Source organism: Streptomyces sp. NPDC059900 (assembly GCF_050270335.1).
Lineage (GTDB): Bacteria > Actinomycetota > Actinomycetes > Streptomycetales > Streptomycetaceae > Streptomyces.
In genome coordinates, this window is sequence record NZ_JBNNJZ010000100.1 from 1 (window position 1) to 20620 (window position 20620).

A 20620-nucleotide genomic window follows, 5' to 3' on the forward strand; every position below is an offset into this window, starting at 1 on the left:
GACTACCAGCGTCTGGAGTCCTCCCTCCTGCACAAGGTCCTGCGGCGCCGCCGCGGCCTGCCGATCCTGCTCTCGGTGGTGTGGATCGAGGTGGCACGCCGGGCGGGCGCGCCCGTCTACGGCGTCGCGCTGCCCGGGCACTTCGTGGTCGGCTTCGGCGCGCGCGAGGAGCAGGTGCTGACCGATCCGTTCGCGGGCGGGCGGATCCTGACGGGCGAGGACGCGGAGGAGCTTGTCGCGGGGGCGTCGGGCGGCACGGTGACGCCCTCGATGCTGACGCCCACCGATCCGCTGAACATCGTGCTGCGCATCCTGAACAACATCCGCGCCTGGGCCGCGGCCCGCCCCGAGCGCTCGGACGTCGCGCTGTGGGCGGTCGAACTCTCCCTGCTGCTGCCCGCGCACCCGGCCCGGCTGCGTTACGAACGCGCCCAACTCCTCGTCCAGCGCGGGGACTTCCTCGCGGGCGCCGCGGAGCTTGAGAGCTACGCCGATGTGGTGACGGCGGTGGAGCCGACCACGGCGGACCGGGTGCGGGACCAGGCGCGGGCCGCCCGGGCGATGCTCAACTGACCCGGCCCGCCCGGCCGCCGGCTCCCGTGCGGGCGTAGCGCCCCGGTGCGATGCCCACCACCCGCTTGAAGTGGCGGGTGAGGTGCGACTGGTCGTAGAAGCCCGTGGTGGTCGCCACCTCGCCGGGCGGCTGCCCCGCCAGGAGGAGCCTTCGGGCGCGGTCGACGCGGCGGGACATCACGTACTGGTGCGGGGCGATCCCGAAGGCCCCGCTGAAGGCCCGTACGAGATGGCTGGGGTGGGCGTGGACCAGGCGTGCGGCCTCGTCCAGGGTCACGCCGTCGGCGAGACGCTCGTCGAGCAGGTCGCGCAGGTCGTGGGCGAGGCCGCGTGCCGTGCCGTCGGGGGCGGCGGGGAAGCCGGGGGCGGCGGAGGTGAGCGCGGGGCGCAGGTGTCCGCGCAGCCGCTCGCCGATCAGCGCGAGGCGGCTCTCGGCCTCCAGCTCGTCGCCTTGGTGGGCGAAGGCCGCGTGCAGCTGGCCCACGCGCCTGCGCAGGACGGGGTCGACCAGGTCGGGGCCGTCCACCGCGGGGCCGATGAAGCTCTCGTCCAGCTGCGTCATGTCCAGGTAGAGCACGCGCTTGCGGAAGCCGTCGGGGGTGGCGGGCGAGCCGTTGTGCGGGATCTGCGGCGGGAGCAGCGAGACGGTGTCGCCCGGTGTGCCGTGCTCGTGCCGCTCCAGGTCGTAGCGGACGGCCCCGTCGTCGACGATCAGGAGGGTCCACGCGTCGTGGACGTGCATCGGATACGCGTGCTCCGTGAAACGGGCGTGGAAGACCTCCACGACACCCGCTACCGGCGGGCGCCATGCGCGGATCTCCTGCCGGGCCACCATGCAAGAAACGTACAAGACGTGCGGTCGGGCGGCCCGGCAGTCTCGATGCATGAGAACCACCGCTGAGACAGCCACCGCCGCGCCCGCGGACGCCGGGACGCAGACCGCCGGGATCACGGGCGGGGCGCCCGTCCGCTTCGACACGAAGATCGCCGTCCTGCTCCGCGACGACCTGGAGACCTGGCAGCGCCTCAACGTGACCGCGTTCCTGGTCAGCGGGCTCGGCACGGCGGCGCCCGAGGTGATCGGCGAGCCGTACGAGGACGCCGACGGCACCCCCTACCTGGCCATGATCCGCCAGCCCGTCCTGGTCTTCGAGGGCTCCAAGGAGACACTGACCGCCGCGCACGGCCGTGCGCTGTCCCGCTCGCTGCCGCGGGCGGTGTTCACGTCGGACCTGTTCGCCACCGGCAACGACCGGGACAACCGGGCGGCGGTGCGGGCCGTGCCGACGGATCAGCTCGACCTGGTGGGGCTGCTCGTCCACGGGCCGCGGAACGCCGTCGACAAGGTCCTCAAGGGCGCCCGGATGCATCCCTGAGCGACGCGGCCCGGCACGGGAACGCCGGAGCGGGCCACGCACCCGGCAGCGCGGGACGAGATCGGAGCGCTATCGATCGGCCGGGCCGGGCACGAAGGACCTATGCACCCCCAATCCCCCGAGCGGCGACGCCTCTTCGCCGATCAGGTACGGTCCGCGCGGCCCGATCTCGCGCAGCTGTGCCTGCTGATCGGCGCGGAGGCGGACCCCGGTCTCGACGACATGGACATGCGCGCGGCGCGGCGCATCCTCGACCGCCTCGCCGACCAGCTGACCGAGCTGCTCAGCGACCGGCCCCGCGGACCCCGGACCCTGGCGCTCGCGCTCGCCGAACTGCTCGGCACGCGTTACGGGTTCAAGGGCAGGCCCGGCGACTACCAGCACCTGAGCTCCGTGCTGCTGCACGAGGTGCTTCGCAGGCGCAGAGGCCTGCCCATCCTGCTCTCGGTGGTGTGGATCGAGGTGGCCCGGCGCGCGGGCGTGCCCGTCCACGGGGTGGCCCTGCCCGGCCACTTCGTGGTCGGCTTCGGCACCCGTGACGAGCAGGTGCTCGCCAACCCCTTCGCGGGCGGGCAGGTGCTGTCCCGTGCGGACGCGGAGCTGATGGTGGCGGGGGCCACCGGCGCCCCGCTCGCGCCGTCGATGCTGAACCCCGCAAGCCCCCTCGACATCGTGCTGCGCATCCTCAACAACATCCGCGCCTGGGCCGCGACCCGCCCCGAGCGCTCGGACGTCGCACTCTGGGCGGTCGAACTCTCCCTGCTGCTGCCCGCGCACTCCGACCGGCTGCACTACGACCGCGCCCAGCTCCTCGTCCGGCGGGGCGACTTCCTCGCCGGTGCCGTGGAGATCGAGACGTACGCCGACGCCCTGGCCGCCACCGACGAGGCGGCGGCGGTGCTGCTGCGCCAGGAGGCGCACGGTGCGCGGGCGATGCTGAACTGAGGTCGTGGCGGGCGCGGTTCAGAGGGTCGTGGCGGGCGCGGTCTTCAGAGGGCCGTGGCGGGCGCGGTTTTCAGAGCCAGCCCTTGTCGCGGGCGACGTTGACCGCTTCGGCGCGGTTGCGGACGGCCAGTTTCTGGATCGCCGTCGAGAGGTAGTTGCGGACCGTGCCCGCGGAGAGGTGCAGGGCGGTGGCCAGTTCGGCGTTGGTGGCGCCGTCGGCCGCCGCGCGCAGGACCTCGCGTTCACGGTCGGTCAGCGGGTTCGCGCCGCCGGCCAGTGCCGCCGCCGCGAGCGTGGGGTCGATGACCCGCTCCCCCGCGAGGACCTTGCGGACCGCCTCGGCGAGCTGGGCCGCGGGCGCGTCCTTGACCAGGAAGGCGTCGGCGCCGGCCTCCATGGCGCTGCGGAGATAGCCGGGGCGGCCGAAGGTGGTCAGGACGACGATCTTCAGCTCCGGAAACTCCGCGTGGAGTCCGGCCGCCGCCTCGATGCCCGTGAGGCCGGGCATCTCGATGTCGAGCAGCGCCACGTCCACCGCGTGCTCGCGCGCCGCCGCGACGACCTCGTCGCCGCGGGCCACCTGGGCGACCACCTCGATGTCCGGCTCCAGGCCGAGCAGCGCCGCGAGGGCCTCGCGGACCATCGACTGGTCCTCGGCGAGGAGCACTCTGACGGGGGCGTCCGCACTGTTCGTACTCATGCGGAGGATCCTAGAGCCGAAGATCCCGGAGCGGTTTCGCTGCTCCCGTCGTCCGCGCCCCCGCCCTTGCCTTCGCTCTCACCCTCACTCCTGCCCCCGCTCCCGCCGCTGCCCTCGCTCCCGCCCCCGCCCTTGCCCAGCGGCACCCGCGCCGTCAGCCTGAAGCCGCGCCGGACGCCGGGCCCCACGTCCAGGACGCCGCCCACCGCCTCCACGCGCTCGGTCAGGCCCGTCAGACCGTTCCCGGGGGCGGTGGCGGAGCCGCCCCTGCCGTCGTCCTCCACCGACAGCTCGACCACCGGGCCGTCCAGGGTGTGCCGTGACGTGAACGCCACCGTGCAGCGGCGCGCACCGCTGTGCCGCACGACGTTGGTCACCGCCTCGCGCAGCGCCCAGGCAAGCGCCGTCTCGCCCTCCTCGCCGGGCAGCACCACGGGCGCATCGAGCGGTACGTCGGCCTCGACACCGGCGGCGGTGAGCGCCGTGCGGGCACCCGCGAGCTCCCCGGCCAGCGTGCGCCTGCGGTAGCCGGAGACCGCCTCGCGCACGTCCACCAGGGCCTGGCGGCTGACCTGTTCGATGTCCGCGACCTGCTGTGCGGCCTTGTCGGGGTGGGCCGGGAGCATCCGTCCCGCGAGCTCGCTCTTCAGCGTGATCAGGGAGAGCGAGTGGCCGAGGAGATCGTGCAGATCGCGGGCGAGCCGCAACCGCTCCTCGTTGGCTGCCAGTTGCGCGACGGTGGCCCTGGCCTGGCGCAGCTGGATCGTCGTACGGACCAGCTCGCGCACCCCGGTCATCGCGAAGCCGACCAGGACGGTCAGGACGGCGAGGCTGCCGAGCAGGTCCGCGACGCTGTCGGTGCGCAGGCCGATCAGGATCATCACGCCGGTGACGGCCGGGATGGCCCACGCCGCCTGCCGCAGCGGCAGCACGGCCCCCGCGGACACCGCCACGTACACGAAGAGCCCGAGCCAGGGCGTGCCGAAGGCGAGCGAGAGGGCGACGGCGAGGGCGAGCAGCGCCCCGAACGACACGTGCACCACACGCCAGTCGAACACCTTGGAGGTGTAGCGGAATACCAGGGTCAGATAGCAGAACACGAAGGCCGCGAGGCCCAGCCAGCCGAACACCGTGGCCGCGCCGCCGTGGCCCGCTCCCAGCAGGTCCTGCACCGGACTGGCCAGGAAGACCAGCCAGATCCCGATCCACAGCGACTTGGTGAGCAGCTGGCGGCGGTCCGCCACCGGACGGCCGAAGCTCTTCAGGGGGTGGCCGGGCTCGGCACGGTCGGTGTCGTTCACGCCTTCGATGTGTCCTTCCGGTACAGCCATGCGGCGCCGCCCGCGAAGAGGACGAAGTACCCGACGAGGAGCGCGATGTCCTTGGCGTGCGGGGCGTCGCCCAGTTCGATGGCCTGTCCGAGGGCAGCGTACGCATGGGTGGGCAGCCAGGTGGCGACGGAGCTCAGCCAGTCGGGGAAGGTGGCCGTGGGCATCCACAGGCCGCCGAGCACGGAGAGCCCGAAGTACACGATCATCGTGATCGGGCGGACGGCGTCGCCGGTCGCGAGATAGCCGATGGCCACGCCGAGCGCGGCGAAGCACAGGCTGCCCGCCCAGATCGCGCCGGTCAGGGCCAGCCACTGCCAGGCATCCAGGCGTACGTCCTTGACGGCGGCGGCGACCACGAACACCACGACGATCGAGGGCAGGCTGACCACGGCGGCGCTGGCGGTCTTGGCGATGACGTAGCCGCGCCCCGGCAGGCTCGTGAGGCGCAGCTGCCGGACCCAGCCGCTCTCGCGCTCCTTGGCGATGCGCTCGCTGTTGCCCATGAGGACGGCGGTGAGGGCGCCGAACGACGCCATCGACACCATGAAGAACGCGGGCAGCGCGAGCCCCGTGTCGCCGACCATGTCCGTGCTGTCCTGGCCGCCCGCGATGATCAGGAAGAGCATCGACGGATAGATCACCGAGAAGAACAGGAACTTCTTGTTGCGCAGGGCGCGGATGATTTCCAGCTTGATCAGCATGTCCCCGCCTCCTTCCCGGCCTCTTCGGCCGCGGTGATCGCCACGAAGGCCTGCTCCAGGCCGAGCCCCGCGACTTCGAGGTTGCGGGGGTAAAGACCGAGCCCGTACAGCGCGTGCACGGTGGCGTCGGCGTCCGTCGACTGGAGCCGTACGGTGCGGCCCGACACGTCCACGGCGGTGAGGAAGGGCAGCGCGCGGAGCTTCTCGCCGAGCCCCTCGTCCAGCTCCCCGAGGTCGAACGAGACCTTCCGCGCCCCCGCCTTCGCCTTGATCTCGGCGGCCGTGCCGTCCGCGAGGAGGCGGCCGCGGTGCAGGACGAGGACCCGGTCCGCGATCGCGTCGGCCTCCTCCAGGTAGTGCGTGGCGAACAGGACGGTGCGGCCCTGCTCCGCCTGCTCGCGCATGGTCGCCCAGAAGGCCTGGCGCACGGTGACGTCCATGCCGGTGGTCGGCTCGTCCAGGACGATCAGGTCATTTGCTCCGGCGGTCGCGAGTGCGAAGCGGACGCGCTGTTCCTGGCCGCCGGAGAGCTTGTCGACCTTGCGGTCGGCGAGCTGGGTGAGGCCCGCGGCGGCCAGCACGTCGTCCGCGCGGTAGGGCCGGGGGTGCAGATCGCAGGCGAGCCGCACCAGTTCGCGGACGGTGACCTCCGCCATCAGACCGCCGCTCTGCAGCATCGCGCCGACGCGGCCCGCGGTGATCGCCTCGCGCGGACTCGTGCCGAAGACCCGCACGGTGCCGCTGTCCGGGTTGCGCAGGCCCAGGAGCAGGTCGAGCGCGGACGACTTGCCCGCGCCGTTCGGGCCGAGGAGCGCGACGGTCTCGCCGGGGTGGAGTTCGAGCGTGAGGGCGTCCACCGCGCGGACGTCCCCGTAGCTCTTGGTCACCTTCTCGAAGCTCACCGCGGTGACGGGCGGTGCTGCGGTCGTCGTCATGCGCCCATCGTCGCCGGGGGCGGGGCTGCGGCGGCAGTGTCGTGTGTGCCGGGTCCGGGATGACAGATGTCATGCCGTGCAGTCAGGCCGTGCAGTCAGGCCGTGCGGTCAGGCCGTGCAAAGGCCGGACGGTTCGTGTCGCGAACCGTCCGGCCTCCGTCTTTCCGCGCGTACCGGAATCAGCTGGCGTTGGTCTCGATCACGCCGACCCGCTCGGCCGGCGTCTTGCCGAGCAGCGCCTTGTTCATCGCGGCGGCCACGTCCGTCGGCTGGACGGGCGTCTTGTCGCCGTTGCCGCGCTGGATCAGGACGCCGTCGAAGACGTTGCCGTAGAGCTTCTTGAGCTCCACGAGGTTGTAGTGCGGCTGGAGCGTGCCGTTCTTGAGCACCTGTGTCTCGAGCACCTTCGGCAGCGACTTCGCCGGGCCGAACGGGATCGACGCGTTACCCGCCTTGATCGTGACGTTGGCGGACATGGCGGGCTTCGCGAAGCGCGTCATGAACTTGTCGACCTCGGCGTTCGCGACGGTCGGCTTGCGGGTCGTGACGGGCACGTCGACGGTGCCCGCGCTGCCGGTCTCGACCTGCTTCTTGTACGCATCCGAGACGGCCTTGGTGGACGCGGCGACGTCGATGCCCTTGCCCGCCTTGCCGTACACGGCGACGGCCTTGCCGGGCACGAACTTGACCGAGCCCTCCCTGGCCGAACCGGAGCCGCCCGCGGCGCGCTCCAGGGCGGCCGCCAGCTTCTCCTCGTCCACCGGCATCACCGGCTCGGCGACGCGGGCGCCGCCGAAGAGCGATCCGATCACCGACACGGGGTTGTAGTCGCTGCCCGCCGCCTCGCGGACGGTCGCCTGGCTGTCCAGGGTCAGGCCCGCCTGCTCCGGCTTGAGCGTGATGGTCTCGCCGTCGACCGACAGCTTCAGGTCCTTGGTGACCCGCTCGCCGAGCTCCGCGTCGAGCTTCTTGACGGCCTCGTCGCGCGTGCCGCCGCCGATGTCGACGCCGAGTGCGGTGGTGCCCTTCGGCACGTCGGCGTGGTTCATCAAGAGACCGGCGCCATAGGCCCCGCAGGCCACGACGACCACGGCGACGGCCACCAGAACGAGCTTGTTGCGCCCCTTCTTCTTGGCCGGGGCCGAGGCGACGGGCACGTTCGGCTGCACCGGCTCGGGCAGCTTCGGCGGCGTGTGCGGAACCGGTCCTTCGCCTTGCGGGCCCGCGGCGAACGGTGAGTTCTGGGTGGGCGGCACGACGGGGATGCCGCTGGTCAGGGTGTCACCGGAGACGTTCGTGCCGGGCGTGGGCGCGCTCGGGCCGCCGGGGATGGAGCCGGGGCCGCCGTGCACCGGGCCGGGCTTCTGCGGCGTGAGGATGGCGGTGTCGTCGCCCATGACGGGGGCGCCGGTGCCTGCTCCCTGGCCCGAACGGGCTCCGGGGTTTGCCGGGTTGGCGGGGCCGGGGCGCCGGCCGGGGCTGCCGGGGCCGCCCTGGTTTCCGGGCCCGCCCGGGTTGCCCGGACCGCCCGGGGTCGGCGGAGCCATCGGGTTCGCCCGGCCCGCAGGGTTGGCCTGGTTCGCCGGGTCGGAGGGGTCGGGCGTGCGGGGCGGTGCCGCCGGGTTCGGTGCCATCGGTCCGTCACCGGTCGCCGGTCCGCTGGTCGGGCCCGAAGGACCCCGGCCGCCGTCGCCTCCCGCGCCTCCCGCGCTTCCGGAGAAGTACGGCAGGTCCCCGCGCTGGGGGTCGCCGCCCTGCGGCGCGCCCGTGCCGAGGGGGCCCGAGGCCACGGCGCCCGACACGTCGAAGGAACCGGTGCCGGAGCTTCCCGACCCCGAACCGGAGCCGCCTGCTCCCGAACCGGCGGCGCCGCTCGCGCCGTTGCCGCCGTTGCCGCCGTTCGTGCTCGTGGGGCTCTTGCGCGGCGCGAACCAGTCGCTCGTCTTCTCCTCCGCCGGAGCGGGGGAAGGAGCAGAGGCGGGCGACGGCCCGCCGCCGGGAGGCCCGGGCACTGAGCCCGGCGCGGACATCCCGGCGGAACCGGGGCCGCCCGCGCCGTTGGTGCTGCCGCCCGCGCCGTTCGCGGACCCCGGACGCCCCGCGCCGTCCCCGGCGTCGGCTGCGTCCGCGCCGCGGCCCGCGTCCTGCGGACGCGCGTTCAGGTCGCTCTCCGCGACGGGCGTGCGCATGACGACCGGCGGAATGGGCCGCGATCCGGGGATGTTGATCCGGATGCGCGTGGTCAGCGTGGTCTCGGTCTTCGGCTCGTCGGGCCGCTCGTCGGCGGCCTGCCGCTGCGCGCCGTCCGAGGCGCCGTCCTGCGCCGGGGAGCCGTACGGTGGCGTCCCCGAGGGGTATGCGGCTCCACCGCGCCCCTGGGGCCCGGAGGACGAACTGTCAGTTTCACGACTCAAGGCAGGTTCTCCCGGTTGGCTCCGCCGCTTGTGCTCCCCGCGCGGTGGGGGTCCCCCCGACCGAAGAGGCTGGGGGAGGCTCGGCGGCGCGCACCACCATACTGGCCGCCGTCGGCACTCATCCTGTGACCGCCTTCAATCCCGTGCGGGGCACGGGCTGAAGTGGTACGTCACTTGCCAAGTCGGGCGGCGGGCCCGCCTGGTTGCGGCCGCTGCCCGAGGGTGGCACACATCACAGCTACCGCCATCCCGCCGAGCAGGAAGGCATACGAACCGAGCCCCGCACCGAAGAGGAAGTCCCCCTCGGGCCGGCTGGCCGTGAGCAGCATGACGGCGACGAGCCAGCCCGCCGCCGGCGCGACCGCCCCCGCTCTGGTGCCGATCGCACGCGCCCCTCCGTAGAAGAGCCCGGCGGCCCCGAGCAGCGCGAGCAGCAACCCGCCGGGGAACCAGCCCCCTTGGACGAGCGCGCCCGCCGTGCCGACGATCCCGCCGAGCACGAAAAGCCCCGCATAAGCGGCAAGTCGGCCGAAATTGAGCGGCTGGGCCAGCGCGCTGCCGCCGGGCGGGGCGGCAGCGGACGACGAGCCGGAGGGCCGTCCGGAGGGACGACCAGAGGGCCCGGAAGCCGATGACGCACGCGAACGAGTACTCACAGCGCCGTCACCCCTCCGCGCCCCGCGTCTTCGAGCCCCGCGAACAGGTCCGTCTCACGCTCGCCGTCCATCGCACCGGCTTTCCCTCGCACCAACTCGTAGTACTCCACATCGAAGATCGGCTGCGCGAGCCCGTTCGACAGGACGAAGAGCGGACCCTGCACCTCGATCTGCGTGGCGTGCGCGCGCATCGCCGCCGCCTTCGCCCGCGCGAAGGCCGTCCCGTCGATCTCCGCCGTGATCCGCTCGTCGTCCGTCACGCCGGGCACGTCCGCGGGCACGCCGGGGGTCGTGAACGTCGTGTGCCCGAGGGCACCCTCCATCCACCGGAACCGCTCTTCGACGACGGAACGCGGCGCGCGGTTCCAGTAGACCTTGCCGATGGTGTGCGGTTCGCCGAGATCCGTGCGGAAGGCGCCCTCGGCCGCGAGATCCGCGGCGCGCATCGCGACCCGGTGGGCCTGGATGTGGTCGGGGTGGCCGTACCCGCCGTCGGGGTCGTACGTCACGAGCACCTGCGGACGCACCTCGCGGATCACCTCGACGAGGTGCGCGGCGGCGGCGTCGAGATCGGCGGACCAGAAGGCGCCGGGCCGGTGATTCTGCTCGATGCCCATCATCCCGGAGTCGCGGTAGCGCCCGGTGCCGCCGAGGAAGCGGTGGTCGGTGACCCCCAGCTCCTTCATCGCGGCGGCCAGCTCGCCGATCCGCTGCGGACCGAGCACGTCCTCGCGGTCGGGAGCGAGATGGGCGAGCTCGGGCGGGATGACCTCGCCCTCCTCGCCGAGCGTGCAGGTCACCAGCGTGACATGGGCGCCGTCGGCCGCGTACTTGGCCATCGTCGCGCCATTGTTGATCGACTCGTCGTCGGGGTGCGCGTGCACGAGCAGCAGACGCCGGGCGGGCAGTTCCGTCATGGGACCACCCTACGAGCACCCCGCACGCCGGTCAGAACTTGATGTCGCCGATCATCCCCGCCACGTTCGTCGTCAGCTCGTTGATCGTCGGGGCGATGGAGGAACTCGCCAGATAGAACCCCAGGAGGACACAGACGATCATGTGGCCCGCCTTCAACCCTGACTTCTTGACCAGCAAGAAGACAATGATCGCCAGCAGCACCACCACCGAAATCGAGAGTGCCACGGCGGCTCACCTCCAAGTCCCAGACCCTGCACCAGTGCGGATGCCCAGCAGGTACATACCCACTAAGCGCTACGGATCATAACTATCCGTGGGTCCGCATGACTCGGAGCACGGCAGCACAAGGGGGCGCATGCCCCATAGGCTCGGAGGATGACCACCGAGACGCCCGCCTCCGCGGAGCACACCGAGAGTCAGACGCAGCGGCTCTCCTTCCCTCGTCTGCACGCCCGCACGCAACGCTTCACTCTCGGTGCGCCCCGCGCGTTCACGGTGGCGCCGGACGGGTCGCGCGTCGCCTTCCTGCGCTCGTCGTCCGGCACCGACCGGGCGAACCAACTCTGGGTCCTGGACCTGGAGGACGGCGCGGTCGAGCGTGTCGCGGCCGATCCCCAAGCGCTCCTGAAGGGCGCCGCCGAGCGCCTCTCTGCCGCGGAACGCGCCCGCCGCGAGCGCAGCCGCGAGGGCGGCGCGGGAATTGTGGGCTACGCCACGGACGCGGCGGTGGAACTCGCCGCCTTCACTCTCTCCGGGCGGCTCTTCGCCGCGGAGCTGCGCGCGGGCACGGCACGCGAACTGCCCGCACCCGCCCCGGTGATCGACCCGCGCCCCTCCCCCGACGGCCGCCACATCGCGTACGTCGCCGGGGGCGCCCTGCGCGTGACGGGCGCCGACGGCGACGGTGACCGGGCGCTCGCGGCGCCGGAGCCGGACTCCGCCGAGAAGGCGACCGTGACGTACGGCCTCGCGGAGTTCATCGCCGCCGAGGAGATGGCGCGTTCGCGCGGCTTCTGGTGGTCGCCCGCATCCGACCGCCTCCTGGTCGCGCGCGCCGACGACGCCCCGGTGCGGCGCTGGTGGATCGCCGATCCCGCGCACCCGGAGACGGAGCCCGCGCGGGTCGCGTACCCGGCGGCGGGCACCGCCAACGCGGACGTACGCCTCTTCGTCGTGGCCCTGGACGGCGCGCGCACCGAGGTGATGTGGGACCGCGCCCGCTATCCGTACCTGGCCCGGGTGCACTGGTCGTCGGCCGGGGCGCCGCTGCTCCTCGTCCAGTCCAGGGACCAGCTCAGCCAGCTCTATCTGGCGGTCGACCCGGACGACGGTTCGACCCGGATGGTGCACGCGGAAGAAGATCCGCAGTGGCTGGAACTTTTCCCCGGCGCCCCCTCCTGGTCCCCCAGCGGCCGCCTCGTGCGGATCGTCGACGAGGGCGGCGCGCGGGTGCTGGCGGTGGGCGAGCGCCCGCTGACCGGGCCCCAGTTGCACGTCCGCGCCGTGCTGGACGTGGCGGACGAGGATGTCCTGATCTCGGCGTCCGCGGGTGAGGCCGCGGCGGCCCCCGAGACCGGAGAGGTGCACGTCTACCGGGTCAACGAACTGGGCGTCGAGCGCGTCTCGTCCGAGCCCGGCGTGCACTCGGCGGTGCGTGCGGGCGGCCTCACGGTCCTCGTGTCGGCCACCCTCGACCGGCCGGGCGCCCGGGTCCAGGTGCTGCGCGACGGCAAGCAGGTGGCCACGGTCGCCTCACACGCACAGCATCCGGGGCTCACCCCGCGCGTGACTCTCACCGAGGGGGGCGCACGCAAGATCCCGTGCGCCGTGTTGCTCCCCACGGACTACGAGGAGGGCTCGGGACCGCTGCCGGTGCTCCTCGATCCGTACGGCGGTCCGCACGGCCAGCGGGTCGTCGCCGCCCACAATCCGTACCTCACGTCCCAGTGGTTCGCCGACCAGGGCTTCGCGGTGATCGTCGCGGACGGCCGGGGCACTCCGGGTCGCTCGCCCGCCTGGGAGAAGGAGATCCGGCGGGACTTCACGCTCACCCTGGACGACCAGGTGGACGCGCTCCAGGGCCTGGCCGCGTCCTTCCCCCTGGACCTCGGCCGGGTCGCCATCCGGGGCTGGTCCTACGGCGGTTACCTCGCCGGGCTCGCGGTCCTGCGCCGTCCCGACGTGTTCCACGCGGGGGTGGCGGGGGCGCCGGTGACGGACTGGCGGCTGTACGACACGCACTACACGGAGCGGTACCTGGGTCATCCCGGCGAAGACCCGGCGCCGTACGCGCTCAGCTCCCTCGTCACCGAGGAGGGCCTGGTCTCGCCCGAGGTGCCGCACCGTCCCCTGATGATCGTGCACGGCCTCGCGGACGACAACGTGGTGGTGGCGCACGCGCTGCGGCTCTCCTCGGCGCTGCTTGCCGCGGGGCGGCCGCACGAGGTTCTGCCGCTGTCCGGGGTCACGCACATGACTCCGCAGGAGCAGGTGGCGGAGAACCTGCTGCTGCTCCAGGTCGACTTCCTGAAGCGGTCGCTGAACCTGCCGTAGGCACGGCAACCGGCCGGGGCGACATGGCGAACCCCGGCCGGTCTACGGCACCCGCACGGCCGTACGTTCTTCAGCGTGCGGGGCGCATATATCGCGGGGGCGACGGGGCAGTTGCCCGCGTGTTAAGCCACGAACAGGCTCATTCCCCAACCCCACCCCTTCCCGAAAACCCGCTCGGCGCGGGGGCCTTGGTGGACGTCATCACCGGCTTCGCCGAGTTCGTCCTCAAACGCCGGACGGGCTATTCCAGCCCGGATGGGGGTCCCCCCTGCTCATTAAGAGCTTGGGGGAGTTTGAGGCCATCTTGTCGGGGTCTGGGGCGGAGCCCCAGTTTCGGGAAGGGGCGGGATCGGGGAAAGCCCCGCAGGGACCGCCCCTACGGAACCACCTGCTTCTCCTCCGCGAAGTGGCACGCCGAGTCATGCGCCGCAGGCCCGGCGACCCCGCGGAACTCCGCGGGAACGGCCAGGGCCGGCACCTCCAGGGCGCACCGCTCCTGCGCCTTCCAGCACCGCGTGCGAAAGCGGCACCCCGACGGCGGGTTGGCGGGCGAGGGGACGTCCCCGCTCAGGATGATCCGCTCCCGCTGCTCCCGCGCAGCGGGATCCGGCACCGGCACAGCCGAGAGCAGCGCCTGCGTATAGGGATGCGTCGGATGCTCGTAGATCTCCTCGTCGGAGCCGATCTCGACGATCCGCCCCAGGTACATCACACCCACCCGGTCGGAGATGTGCCGCACGATCGACAGGTCGTGCGCGATGAACACGTACGACAGATCGAACTCGTTCTGCAACCGGTCCAGGAGATTCACGACCTGCGCCTGCACCGAGACGTCGAGCGCCGACACCGGCTCGTCCGCCACGATGATCTCCGGCCGCAGCGCGAGCCCCCGCGCGATCCCGATCCGCTGCCGCTGGCCGCCGGAGAACTGGTGCGGATAGCGGTTGATGTACTCGGGGTTGAGCCCGACCACGTCGAGCAGCTCCTGCACCCGCTGCCGCCGCGACCCCTTCGGCGCGACCTCCGGATGGATCTCGTAGGGCTCCCCGATGATGTCGCCGACCGTCATACGGGGATTCAGCGAGGTGTACGGGTCCTGGAAGACCATCTGGATGTTGCGGCGCACGGCCTTCAGAGCGCGCCCGGACAGCTTGCTGATGTCCTCGCCCTTGTAGCGGATCTCGCCCGCCGAGGGCCGCTCCAGATTCACCAGCATCTTCGCGACCGTCGACTTGCCGCAGCCGGACTCCCCCACGATGCCGAGCGTCTCGCCCTGCCCGAGGTCGAAGTCGACGCCGTCGACGGCCTTGACCGCGCCGACCTGCTTGCGGATGACGATCCCCCGGGTGAGCGGGTAGTGCTTGACCAGGCCCCGCACCTGGAGGATCGGCTCACGGCCGCTCGCCGAGCCGTGCGCGGCGAACTCGTGCTCCGCCCGCGCCTTGTCCATCAGCTGCCGTGCGGTCTCGCCCTCGTCCTCCAGCTGCTTCTTGCTGATGTGCTCACCATGAGGCATCGAGCGTCTCCTTCCAGAAGTGGCAGGCGCTCCGGCGGTCGGCGGCCAGGCCCTCGTAAGCCACTTCGTAGAGCGGCGGCACGTCGGTCCTGCAGACGTCCCTGGCCATCGGGCAGCGGGGGTTGAAGGCGCAGCCCGGCGGGATGTGCATGAGGTTGGGCGGCAGGCCCTTGATCGCGTAGAGCTCCTGGCCCTTCTGGTCGAGCCGGGGGATCGACTCCAGGAGGCCGCGCGTGTACGGGTGCGCGGGGGCCCGGTAGATCTCGTGGACGGGGGCCTTCTCGACGATGCGGCCCGCGTACATGACGGCGATGTTGTCGGCGACGTCCGCCACGACTCCCAGGTCGTGGGTGATGAGGATCAGGCCCATGTTGAGCTCGCGCTGGAGTTCGGCGAGGAGGTCCATCACCTGGGCCTGGACGGTCACGTCCAGGGCGGTGGTCGGTTCGTCGGCGATGATCAGCGAGGGCTCAAGGGCCATCGCCATGGCGATCATGATGCGCTGGCGCATGCCGCCGCTGAACTGGTGCGGGTACTGCCCGACCCGTTCCTTCGCTGCCGGGATGCGTACCCGGTCCATCAGCTCGACGGCCTTGGCCCTGGCGTCCTGGCGGGACATCCCCTGGTGGACGACGTACATCTCGCCGAGTTGCTGGCCGACGCTGAGCACCGGGTTCAGCGACGACAGGGCGTCCTGGAAGATCATCGCCATGCCGGCGCCGCGCGTCTTGCGCCGCTCCTCCGCCTTGAGCTTCAGGAGGTCCTGGCCCTTGAAGAGGATCTCGCCGCCGGTGATCTTGCCTGGCGGCATGTCGAGGATGCCCATGATGGCCTGCGCGGTCACGGACTTGCCGGAGCCTGATTCGCCGAGCACCGCGAGCGTCTCGCCCTCGGCGACGCTGTAGTCGACGCCGTTGACGGCCTTGGCGACGCCGTCCCTGGTCCGGAACTCCACGTGCAGGTCACGCACTTCGAGCAGCTTGGATGTGCCGGGCGAACCGGATGCGGGCGCCTCGGATGCCACGGTTGCCATGGGCGTCTACCTCAGCTTGGGGTCGAGGGCGTCGCGCACCGCGTCGCCGAGCATGATGAACGCGAGCACGGTGATCGCAAGCGCTCCGGCGGGCCAGAGCAGCATGTGCGGGGCGTTGCGGATGTACTGGGAGGCGGCCGAGATGTCGATGCCCCAGCTCACCGTCGGCGGCTTCAGACCGACTCCCAGGTACGAGAGGGTCGCCTCCAGGGCGATGTACGTGCCGAGCGCGATGGTGGCGACCACGATCACCGGTGCGATCGCGTTCGGCGCGATGTGCCGCAGGAGCATCCGCGAGTTGGATGCGCCGAGCGCCCGCGCCGCCTGCACGTAGTCGTTCTGCTTGGCGGTGATCACGGAGCCGCGGGCGATGCGCGAGAGCTGCGGCCAGCCGAGCAGCACCATGAAGCCGATCACCGGCCACACGGTGTTGCTGGTGACGACCGAGAGGAGCACCAGGCCCCCGAGTACGACGGGGATGGCGAAGAAGACGTCGGTGATCCGGGAGAGGATCGCGTCCCAGAACCCGCCGAAGAACCCCGCGAGCCCGCCGAGCACGCTGCCCAGGATCGCGACGCCGAGCGTGGCGCAGACGCCGACGGTGACCGAGGCGCGGGCCCCGTACACGGTCCTGGTGTAGACGTCGCAGCCCTGTCCGTCGAAGCCGAAGGGGTGGCCTGCCGTGGAGCTCTTCTGGGCGTTGGCGAGGTCGCAGCTGAGCGGGTTGCCGGAAGCGATCAGGGACGGCCAGATCGAGATGACGACGAGGAAGGCGATGATGAGGCCCGAGATGATGAAGATCGGGTTCCGCCTCAGCTCGCGCCAGGCGTCGGACCAGAGGCTGCGGGCCGGGGTCGAGGGTCCGGTGCCTTCGGGGCCGCCGGGGACCTTGTCGAGCGTCGACCCCTCGGTCGCCGCGAGGTCCATCGCGCCCCCGGCACCGGTCGGGGCGATGGCTCCGTCCGGTCCGTCCGGCTCTCGGGGGTCAGGCATAGCGGATCCTCGGGTCGAGTACGGCGTACAGGAGGTCGACGATCAGGTTGGCCACCAGGAAGACCAGGACGAGGACGGTCACGAAGCCGACGACGGTCTGCGTGCTCTGGCGGAGAATCCCCTGGTAGAGCTGGAAGCCGACGCCGTGGATGTTGAAGATCCGCTCGGTGACGATGGCGCCGCCCATCAAGGCGCCGATGTCCGTGCCGATGAAGGTGACCACCGGGATGAGTGAATTGCGCAGCAGGTGCCGGGTGATGACGCGGCGCCTCGGCAGGCCCTTCGCGATGGCCGTACGGACGTAGTCCGCACGGCGGTTCTCGGCGATGGAGGTCCGGGTGAGCCGGGTGACGTAGGCCAGGGACACCGAGGCGAGGACGAGTCCCGGCACGATGAGTTCGTTGACCGGCGCCTCCGAGGAGACGGAGGGTTTGATCACGCCCCATTCGACGCCGAGCAGCAATTGCAGCAGCAGGCCGGTGACGAAGGTGGGGATGGCGATGACGACGAGCGTCAGGAGCAGGACGACGGTATCGATGGGCCGCCCGCGCCGCAGCCCCGTGACCACGCCCAGCGAGATCCCGATGACGATCTCGAAGACGATCGCGACGAGGGTCAGGCGGATCGTGAGCGGGAATGCCGTCGACATCAGCTCGGTGACCTTCTGGCCGTTGAACGCGGTCCCGAAGTCGCCGGTGAAGACATTGCCCATATAGGTCGCGTACTGCTGCCACACGGGCTTATCGAGGCCGAATTCCTTCTTCAGCTGGGTGGCCGTCGCGGGATCGCACTTGCGGTCCCCGCACAGGCCCGCGATGGGGTCGCCCATCACGTTCACCATCAGGAAGATCAGCAGTGTGGCGCCGAAGAAGACCGGGATCATCTGCAGCAGGCGCCGGATCACATAACGTCCCATGAGGGCTCCGGAAGTAGCGGAAGCGACCGTCCGGCGCGCATGCGCGCTCGCCGGACGACCGCTCCCTGGGCCTCAGCTGACCTTGATCTCGTTGTAGACCGGGACGCTGAACTGATTCAGCGCCACGTCGGAGACCTTGTCCGAATAGCCGGCGCTGCCGTTCTGGTACCAGAGCGGAATGACCGGCATCTGGTCGGCGAGGACCTTCTCGGCGTCCTGGAAGGTGGATACGGCCTTCCCGGTGTCGGTCTCGGAGTTGGCCTTGTCGACGAGTCCGTCGAATTCCTTGTCGGACCACTTGCCGTCATTGGACGGGGCGTCCGTGTAGTACAGCGGCTGCATGAAGTTCTGGATCAGCGGATAGTCCATCTGCCAGCCCGCGCGCCAGGCGCCGTCCAGCTTCTGCTGGGAGGCCTTGCTGCGGAAGTCGGCGAAGGTGCCGATGGGGCTCGCGACACAGGCCTTGTCGTTCCCGAGGGCCTTGTTGATGGAATTGCAGACGGCGTCGACCCATTCCTTGTGCGAGCCGGTGTCCGCGTTGTACGTGATCTTCAGGGTGCCGCCGGGGATGCCGCCGCCGTCCGCGACCATCTTCTTCGCCTTGGCCGCGTCGTACTTGCAGGGGTCGCCGCAGAGCCCGGACTTGTAGCCGCCGGCCTCGCCGAGGACGGGGGACGTCCAGTCGGTGGCCGGGGTGCGGGTCTTCTGGAAGATGGTCTCGGTGATCTGCTCTCGATTGATCGCCATCGAAAGCCCCTGCCGGACCTTCTCCATCCCGTCCTTGGACCACTTGCTGTCGTAGAACGGGAAGGCGAGGGTCTGGATGATCCCCGCGGGGGTGTTGATGTAGCGGTCACCCAGATCGCTCTTGGCGTTCTTGAGCTGGGACGCCGGAACATCGTCGACGAGATCGAGATTGCCCGCCATCAGATCCGTGTAGGCGGTGTTGTTGTCGGTGTAGACCTTGAGATCCACACCGCCGTTCTTCGCCTTGTCGTCCCCCTTGTAGCCGTCCCACTTGCGCAGGGACATCTTGGAACCCTTGTCGTACGAGTCCACGGTGTACGGACCGTTTCCGACGGGCTTGGCGAGCCATGCGTCGTGGTCGTCGTAGAAGGCCTTGGGGAGCGGCGCGAAGGCGGGATAGCCGAGGGTCTTGGGCCAGGTGGAGAACTTCTGCGTGAGCTTTACGGTGAAGCTGGTGTCGTCGACGACCTTGAGCCCGGAGAGCTTGTCGGCCTTGGCGTCACCCTTCTCCGGGTGGACGTCCTCGTACCCCTCGATATACCCGAAGAAGTAGGCGTTCTTCTGGTTGTTCTTCAGATGGGCGCCGTAATTCCAGGCGTCGACGAAGGACTTGGCGGTGACCTTCTCGCCGTTGCTGAACTTCCAGCCGTCCTTGATCTTGACGGTGAAGTTCTGCGAGTCCTTGGTGTCGATCTTTTCGGCGATCATGTTCTTGGCCTCGCCGGTCTTCGGGTCGTACCGCATGAGACCCCGGAAGATCATGTCGAGCACCTTGCCGCCCTGCACCTCATTGGTGTTGGCGGGCTCCAGCGGGTTCTGCGGATCCCCCCAGGAGGAGCCCACGATCCCGGAGCCGTCGCCACCACCGCCGCTGTCGCCGCCTCCGCCGCAGGCCGTGGCCGCGAGGGCGACCGTCACCGCGCATGCGGCCCACTTGGCGTGCGTGGCTCCACGCATGGAGTGCCTCCCTTTCAGGCCTAAGTCAGACTTATGCCCAAATACACCCCACTCTCTGGTGCCGCGCATCTTTACGGGGGCTTTCCGGGGCCCAGAAGGACCGCGGGCGCTACAGAAGACCCGGGTCCGAGGCCAGCCGTGCGTGCAGTTCCACGTCGTAGCGCGTCCCCTCGTACGCGAGCTTCTGGCGTTGCAGGCCTTCCGGTACGAAGCCTGCGGTCCGGGCCACGCGGCAGGATGCCGGGTTGTTGACCCGGTGGCCCAGCTCTAGGCGGAAGAGCCCCAGCTCGCCGAAGGCCCACCGCGCCAGCGCGTCGCACCCGTACGACGCCACACCTCTCCCCCGCGCCGAAGGCACCGTCCAGTACGACACCCAGCCCGTCGCGTGCACGTGGTTCACCGCGCCCACGGCGACATTGCCCATCGGAACGTCGTCACCACCGACCACCGCGAAGGAGTACGCGGTACCGGCACGCTCCTCCTCCCCGCGGCGCGCTATCCAGCGCAGGGCACTCTCCGAAGAGCCGACCGGCACATCGGCCTGCCGGGACATGGCAAGGCAAAGACTTCGCCCCGTCGAACCTCGGGTTCGGCGGGGCGAAAGTCAGTTACTGCCGGAGTTCACGCCGCGTGCACGACGTCCTTCTCCTCCGCGAAGTGGCACGCCGACTCATGTGCCGCCGGAGTGTCCTGGCCCGCGAAGCGCTGGGGGATCGCGAGCAGCGGGGTTTCCTCCGCGCACTTCGCCTCCGCCTTCCAGCAGCGGGTGCGGAAGCGGCAGCCCGAGGGCGGGTTCGCCGGGGACGGGACGTCGCCGGTGAGGATGATGCGTTCGCGGCCCTCGCGCGCCTCGGGATCCGGCACCGGCACCGCGGACAGGAGCGCCTGCGTGTACGGGTGCGTCGGGTGCTCGTAGATCTGCTCGTCCGAGCCGATCTCCGCCATCTTGCCGAGGTACATCACGCCCACGCGGTCCGAGATGTGCCGGACGATCGACAGGTCGTGCGCGATGAAGAGGTAGGAGAGGTTGAACTCGTCCTGGAGCTTCCCCATCAGGTTGATCACCTGGGCCTGGACGGAGACGTCCAGCGCCGAGACCGGCTCGTCGCAGATGATGATCTCGGGGTTCAGGGCCAGACCACGCGCGATGCCGATGCGCTGGCGCTGACCGCCCGAGAACTGGTGCGGGTAGCGGTTGATGTACTCCGGGTTCAGGCCCACCACGTCCAGGAGGTCCTGGACCTTCTGGCGGCGCGAGCCCTTGGGAGCCACCTCGGGGTGGATCTCGAAGGGCTCCCCGATGATGTCGCCGACCGTCATACGCGGGTTGAGCGACGTGTACGGGTCCTGGAACAC

20 protein-coding genes are annotated in these 20620 nt (G+C 70.9%); 4 read left to right on the plus strand and 16 right to left on the minus strand.

The window, feature by feature from the left end; translation table 11 throughout:
• Positions 1 to 573, plus strand: a 573-nt coding sequence (locus ACQKIP_RS16585) for a tetratricopeptide repeat protein (protein WP_427743284.1), incomplete at its 5' end; no start/stop codon positions are given.
• Here the strand turns inward: ACQKIP_RS16585 and ACQKIP_RS16590 are convergent.
• On the minus strand, positions 566 to 1408 hold the full coding sequence (locus ACQKIP_RS16590; protein ID WP_365861868.1) for a helix-turn-helix transcriptional regulator: 843 nt from the start codon (positions 1406 to 1408) through the stop codon (positions 566 to 568). The two genes, ACQKIP_RS16585 and ACQKIP_RS16590, sit on opposite strands and share 8 nt — an antisense overlap.
• On the opposite strand from ACQKIP_RS16590, the gene ACQKIP_RS16595 reads away from it, so the two are divergent.
• Both ACQKIP_RS16595 and ACQKIP_RS16600 read left to right on the plus strand, forming a co-directional pair.
• A complete protein-coding gene (locus ACQKIP_RS16595; protein WP_365861866.1) occupies positions 1407 to 1949 on the plus strand; it encodes a DUF2000 domain-containing protein in 543 nt (180 codons plus the stop codon). The two genes, ACQKIP_RS16590 and ACQKIP_RS16595, sit on opposite strands and share 2 nt — an antisense overlap.
• A gap of 102 nt (positions 1950 to 2051) precedes the next feature.
• A complete protein-coding gene (locus tag ACQKIP_RS16600) occupies positions 2052 to 2894 on the plus strand; it encodes a transglutaminase-like domain-containing protein (protein ID WP_365861864.1) in 843 nt (280 codons plus the stop codon).
• A 70-nt stretch (positions 2895 to 2964) separates the two neighbouring features.
• On the opposite strand, the gene ACQKIP_RS16605 is transcribed toward ACQKIP_RS16600, so the two are convergent.
• From ACQKIP_RS16605 to ACQKIP_RS16640, 8 genes are all read right to left on the minus strand, one after another.
• Entirely contained in the window at positions 2965 to 3594 is a 630-nt protein-coding gene (locus tag ACQKIP_RS16605; protein ID WP_365861862.1) for a response regulator transcription factor, read from the minus strand.
• Positions 3591 to 4895 carry a sensor histidine kinase gene (locus ACQKIP_RS16610; RefSeq protein ID WP_427743287.1) on the minus strand — a complete coding sequence of 435 codons (1305 nt, stop codon included), beginning with the start codon at positions 4893 to 4895 and terminating at the stop codon, positions 3591 to 3593. The genes ACQKIP_RS16605 and ACQKIP_RS16610 overlap by 4 nt, the downstream gene beginning before the upstream one ends.
• Entirely contained in the window at positions 4892 to 5626 is a 735-nt protein-coding gene (locus ACQKIP_RS16615; RefSeq protein ID WP_365861860.1) for an ABC transporter permease, read from the minus strand. The genes ACQKIP_RS16610 and ACQKIP_RS16615 overlap by 4 nt, the downstream gene beginning before the upstream one ends.
• Complete coding sequence (locus ACQKIP_RS16620) at positions 5620 to 6561, minus strand: ABC transporter ATP-binding protein (RefSeq protein ID WP_365861858.1); 942 nt, start codon at positions 6559 to 6561, stop codon at positions 5620 to 5622. The genes ACQKIP_RS16615 and ACQKIP_RS16620 overlap by 7 nt, the downstream gene beginning before the upstream one ends.
• A gap of 179 nt (positions 6562 to 6740) precedes the next feature.
• Complete coding sequence (locus ACQKIP_RS16625) at positions 6741 to 8975, minus strand: hypothetical protein (protein WP_365861857.1); 2235 nt, start codon at positions 8973 to 8975, stop codon at positions 6741 to 6743.
• A 170-nt stretch (positions 8976 to 9145) separates the two neighbouring features.
• On the minus strand, positions 9146 to 9526 hold the full coding sequence (locus ACQKIP_RS16630) for a DUF6113 family protein (RefSeq protein ID WP_365861938.1): 381 nt from the start codon (positions 9524 to 9526) through the stop codon (positions 9146 to 9148).
• A 101-nt stretch (positions 9527 to 9627) separates the two neighbouring features.
• Positions 9628 to 10548, minus strand: coding sequence for an N-acetyl-1-D-myo-inositol-2-amino-2-deoxy-alpha-D-glucopyranoside deacetylase (mshB, locus tag ACQKIP_RS16635; RefSeq protein ID WP_365861855.1), 921 nt, complete (start codon positions 10546 to 10548; stop codon positions 9628 to 9630).
• A 31-nt stretch (positions 10549 to 10579) separates the two neighbouring features.
• Positions 10580 to 10774 carry a hypothetical protein gene (locus tag ACQKIP_RS16640; RefSeq protein ID WP_190082113.1) on the minus strand — a complete coding sequence of 65 codons (195 nt, stop codon included), beginning with the start codon at positions 10772 to 10774 and terminating at the stop codon, positions 10580 to 10582.
• 150 nt (positions 10775 to 10924) lie between these two features.
• Between ACQKIP_RS16640 and ACQKIP_RS16645 the strand changes: the two genes are divergently transcribed.
• Positions 10925 to 13102 (plus strand): S9 family peptidase, encoded by a 2178-nt coding sequence (locus tag ACQKIP_RS16645; RefSeq protein WP_365861853.1) that lies wholly within the window; start codon positions 10925 to 10927, stop codon positions 13100 to 13102.
• 376 nt (positions 13103 to 13478) lie between these two features.
• On the opposite strand, the gene ACQKIP_RS16650 is transcribed toward ACQKIP_RS16645, so the two are convergent.
• From ACQKIP_RS16650 to ACQKIP_RS16680, 7 genes are all read right to left on the minus strand, one after another.
• Positions 13479 to 14552, minus strand: a complete 1074-nt coding sequence (locus ACQKIP_RS16650) for an ABC transporter ATP-binding protein (protein ID WP_365861937.1) — start codon at positions 14550 to 14552, stop codon at positions 13479 to 13481.
• Positions 14553 to 14604: 52 nt separating this feature from the next.
• Positions 14605 to 15651 (minus strand): ABC transporter ATP-binding protein, encoded by a 1047-nt coding sequence (locus ACQKIP_RS16655; protein ID WP_365861851.1) that lies wholly within the window; start codon positions 15649 to 15651, stop codon positions 14605 to 14607.
• Between the two features lie 6 nt (positions 15652 to 15657).
• Positions 15658 to 16644 carry an ABC transporter permease gene (locus tag ACQKIP_RS16660; RefSeq protein ID WP_365861849.1) on the minus strand — a complete coding sequence of 329 codons (987 nt, stop codon included), beginning with the start codon at positions 16642 to 16644 and terminating at the stop codon, positions 15658 to 15660.
• The gene (locus ACQKIP_RS16665) at positions 16637 to 17560 is read right to left on the minus strand and encodes an ABC transporter permease (RefSeq protein WP_365861848.1); all 924 of its coding nucleotides are present in this window, start codon (positions 17558 to 17560) and stop codon (positions 16637 to 16639) included. The genes ACQKIP_RS16660 and ACQKIP_RS16665 overlap by 8 nt, the downstream gene beginning before the upstream one ends.
• A gap of 72 nt (positions 17561 to 17632) precedes the next feature.
• A complete protein-coding gene (locus tag ACQKIP_RS16670) occupies positions 17633 to 19264 on the minus strand; it encodes a peptide ABC transporter substrate-binding protein (protein WP_365861847.1) in 1632 nt (543 codons plus the stop codon).
• 109 nt (positions 19265 to 19373) lie between these two features.
• Positions 19374 to 19817, minus strand: a complete 444-nt coding sequence (locus tag ACQKIP_RS16675; protein WP_365861845.1) for a GNAT family N-acetyltransferase — start codon at positions 19815 to 19817, stop codon at positions 19374 to 19376.
• Positions 19818 to 19885: 68 nt separating this feature from the next.
• A partial coding sequence (locus ACQKIP_RS16680) for an ABC transporter ATP-binding protein (protein ID WP_427743293.1) occupies positions 19886 to 20620 on the minus strand: 735 nt, incomplete at its 5' end.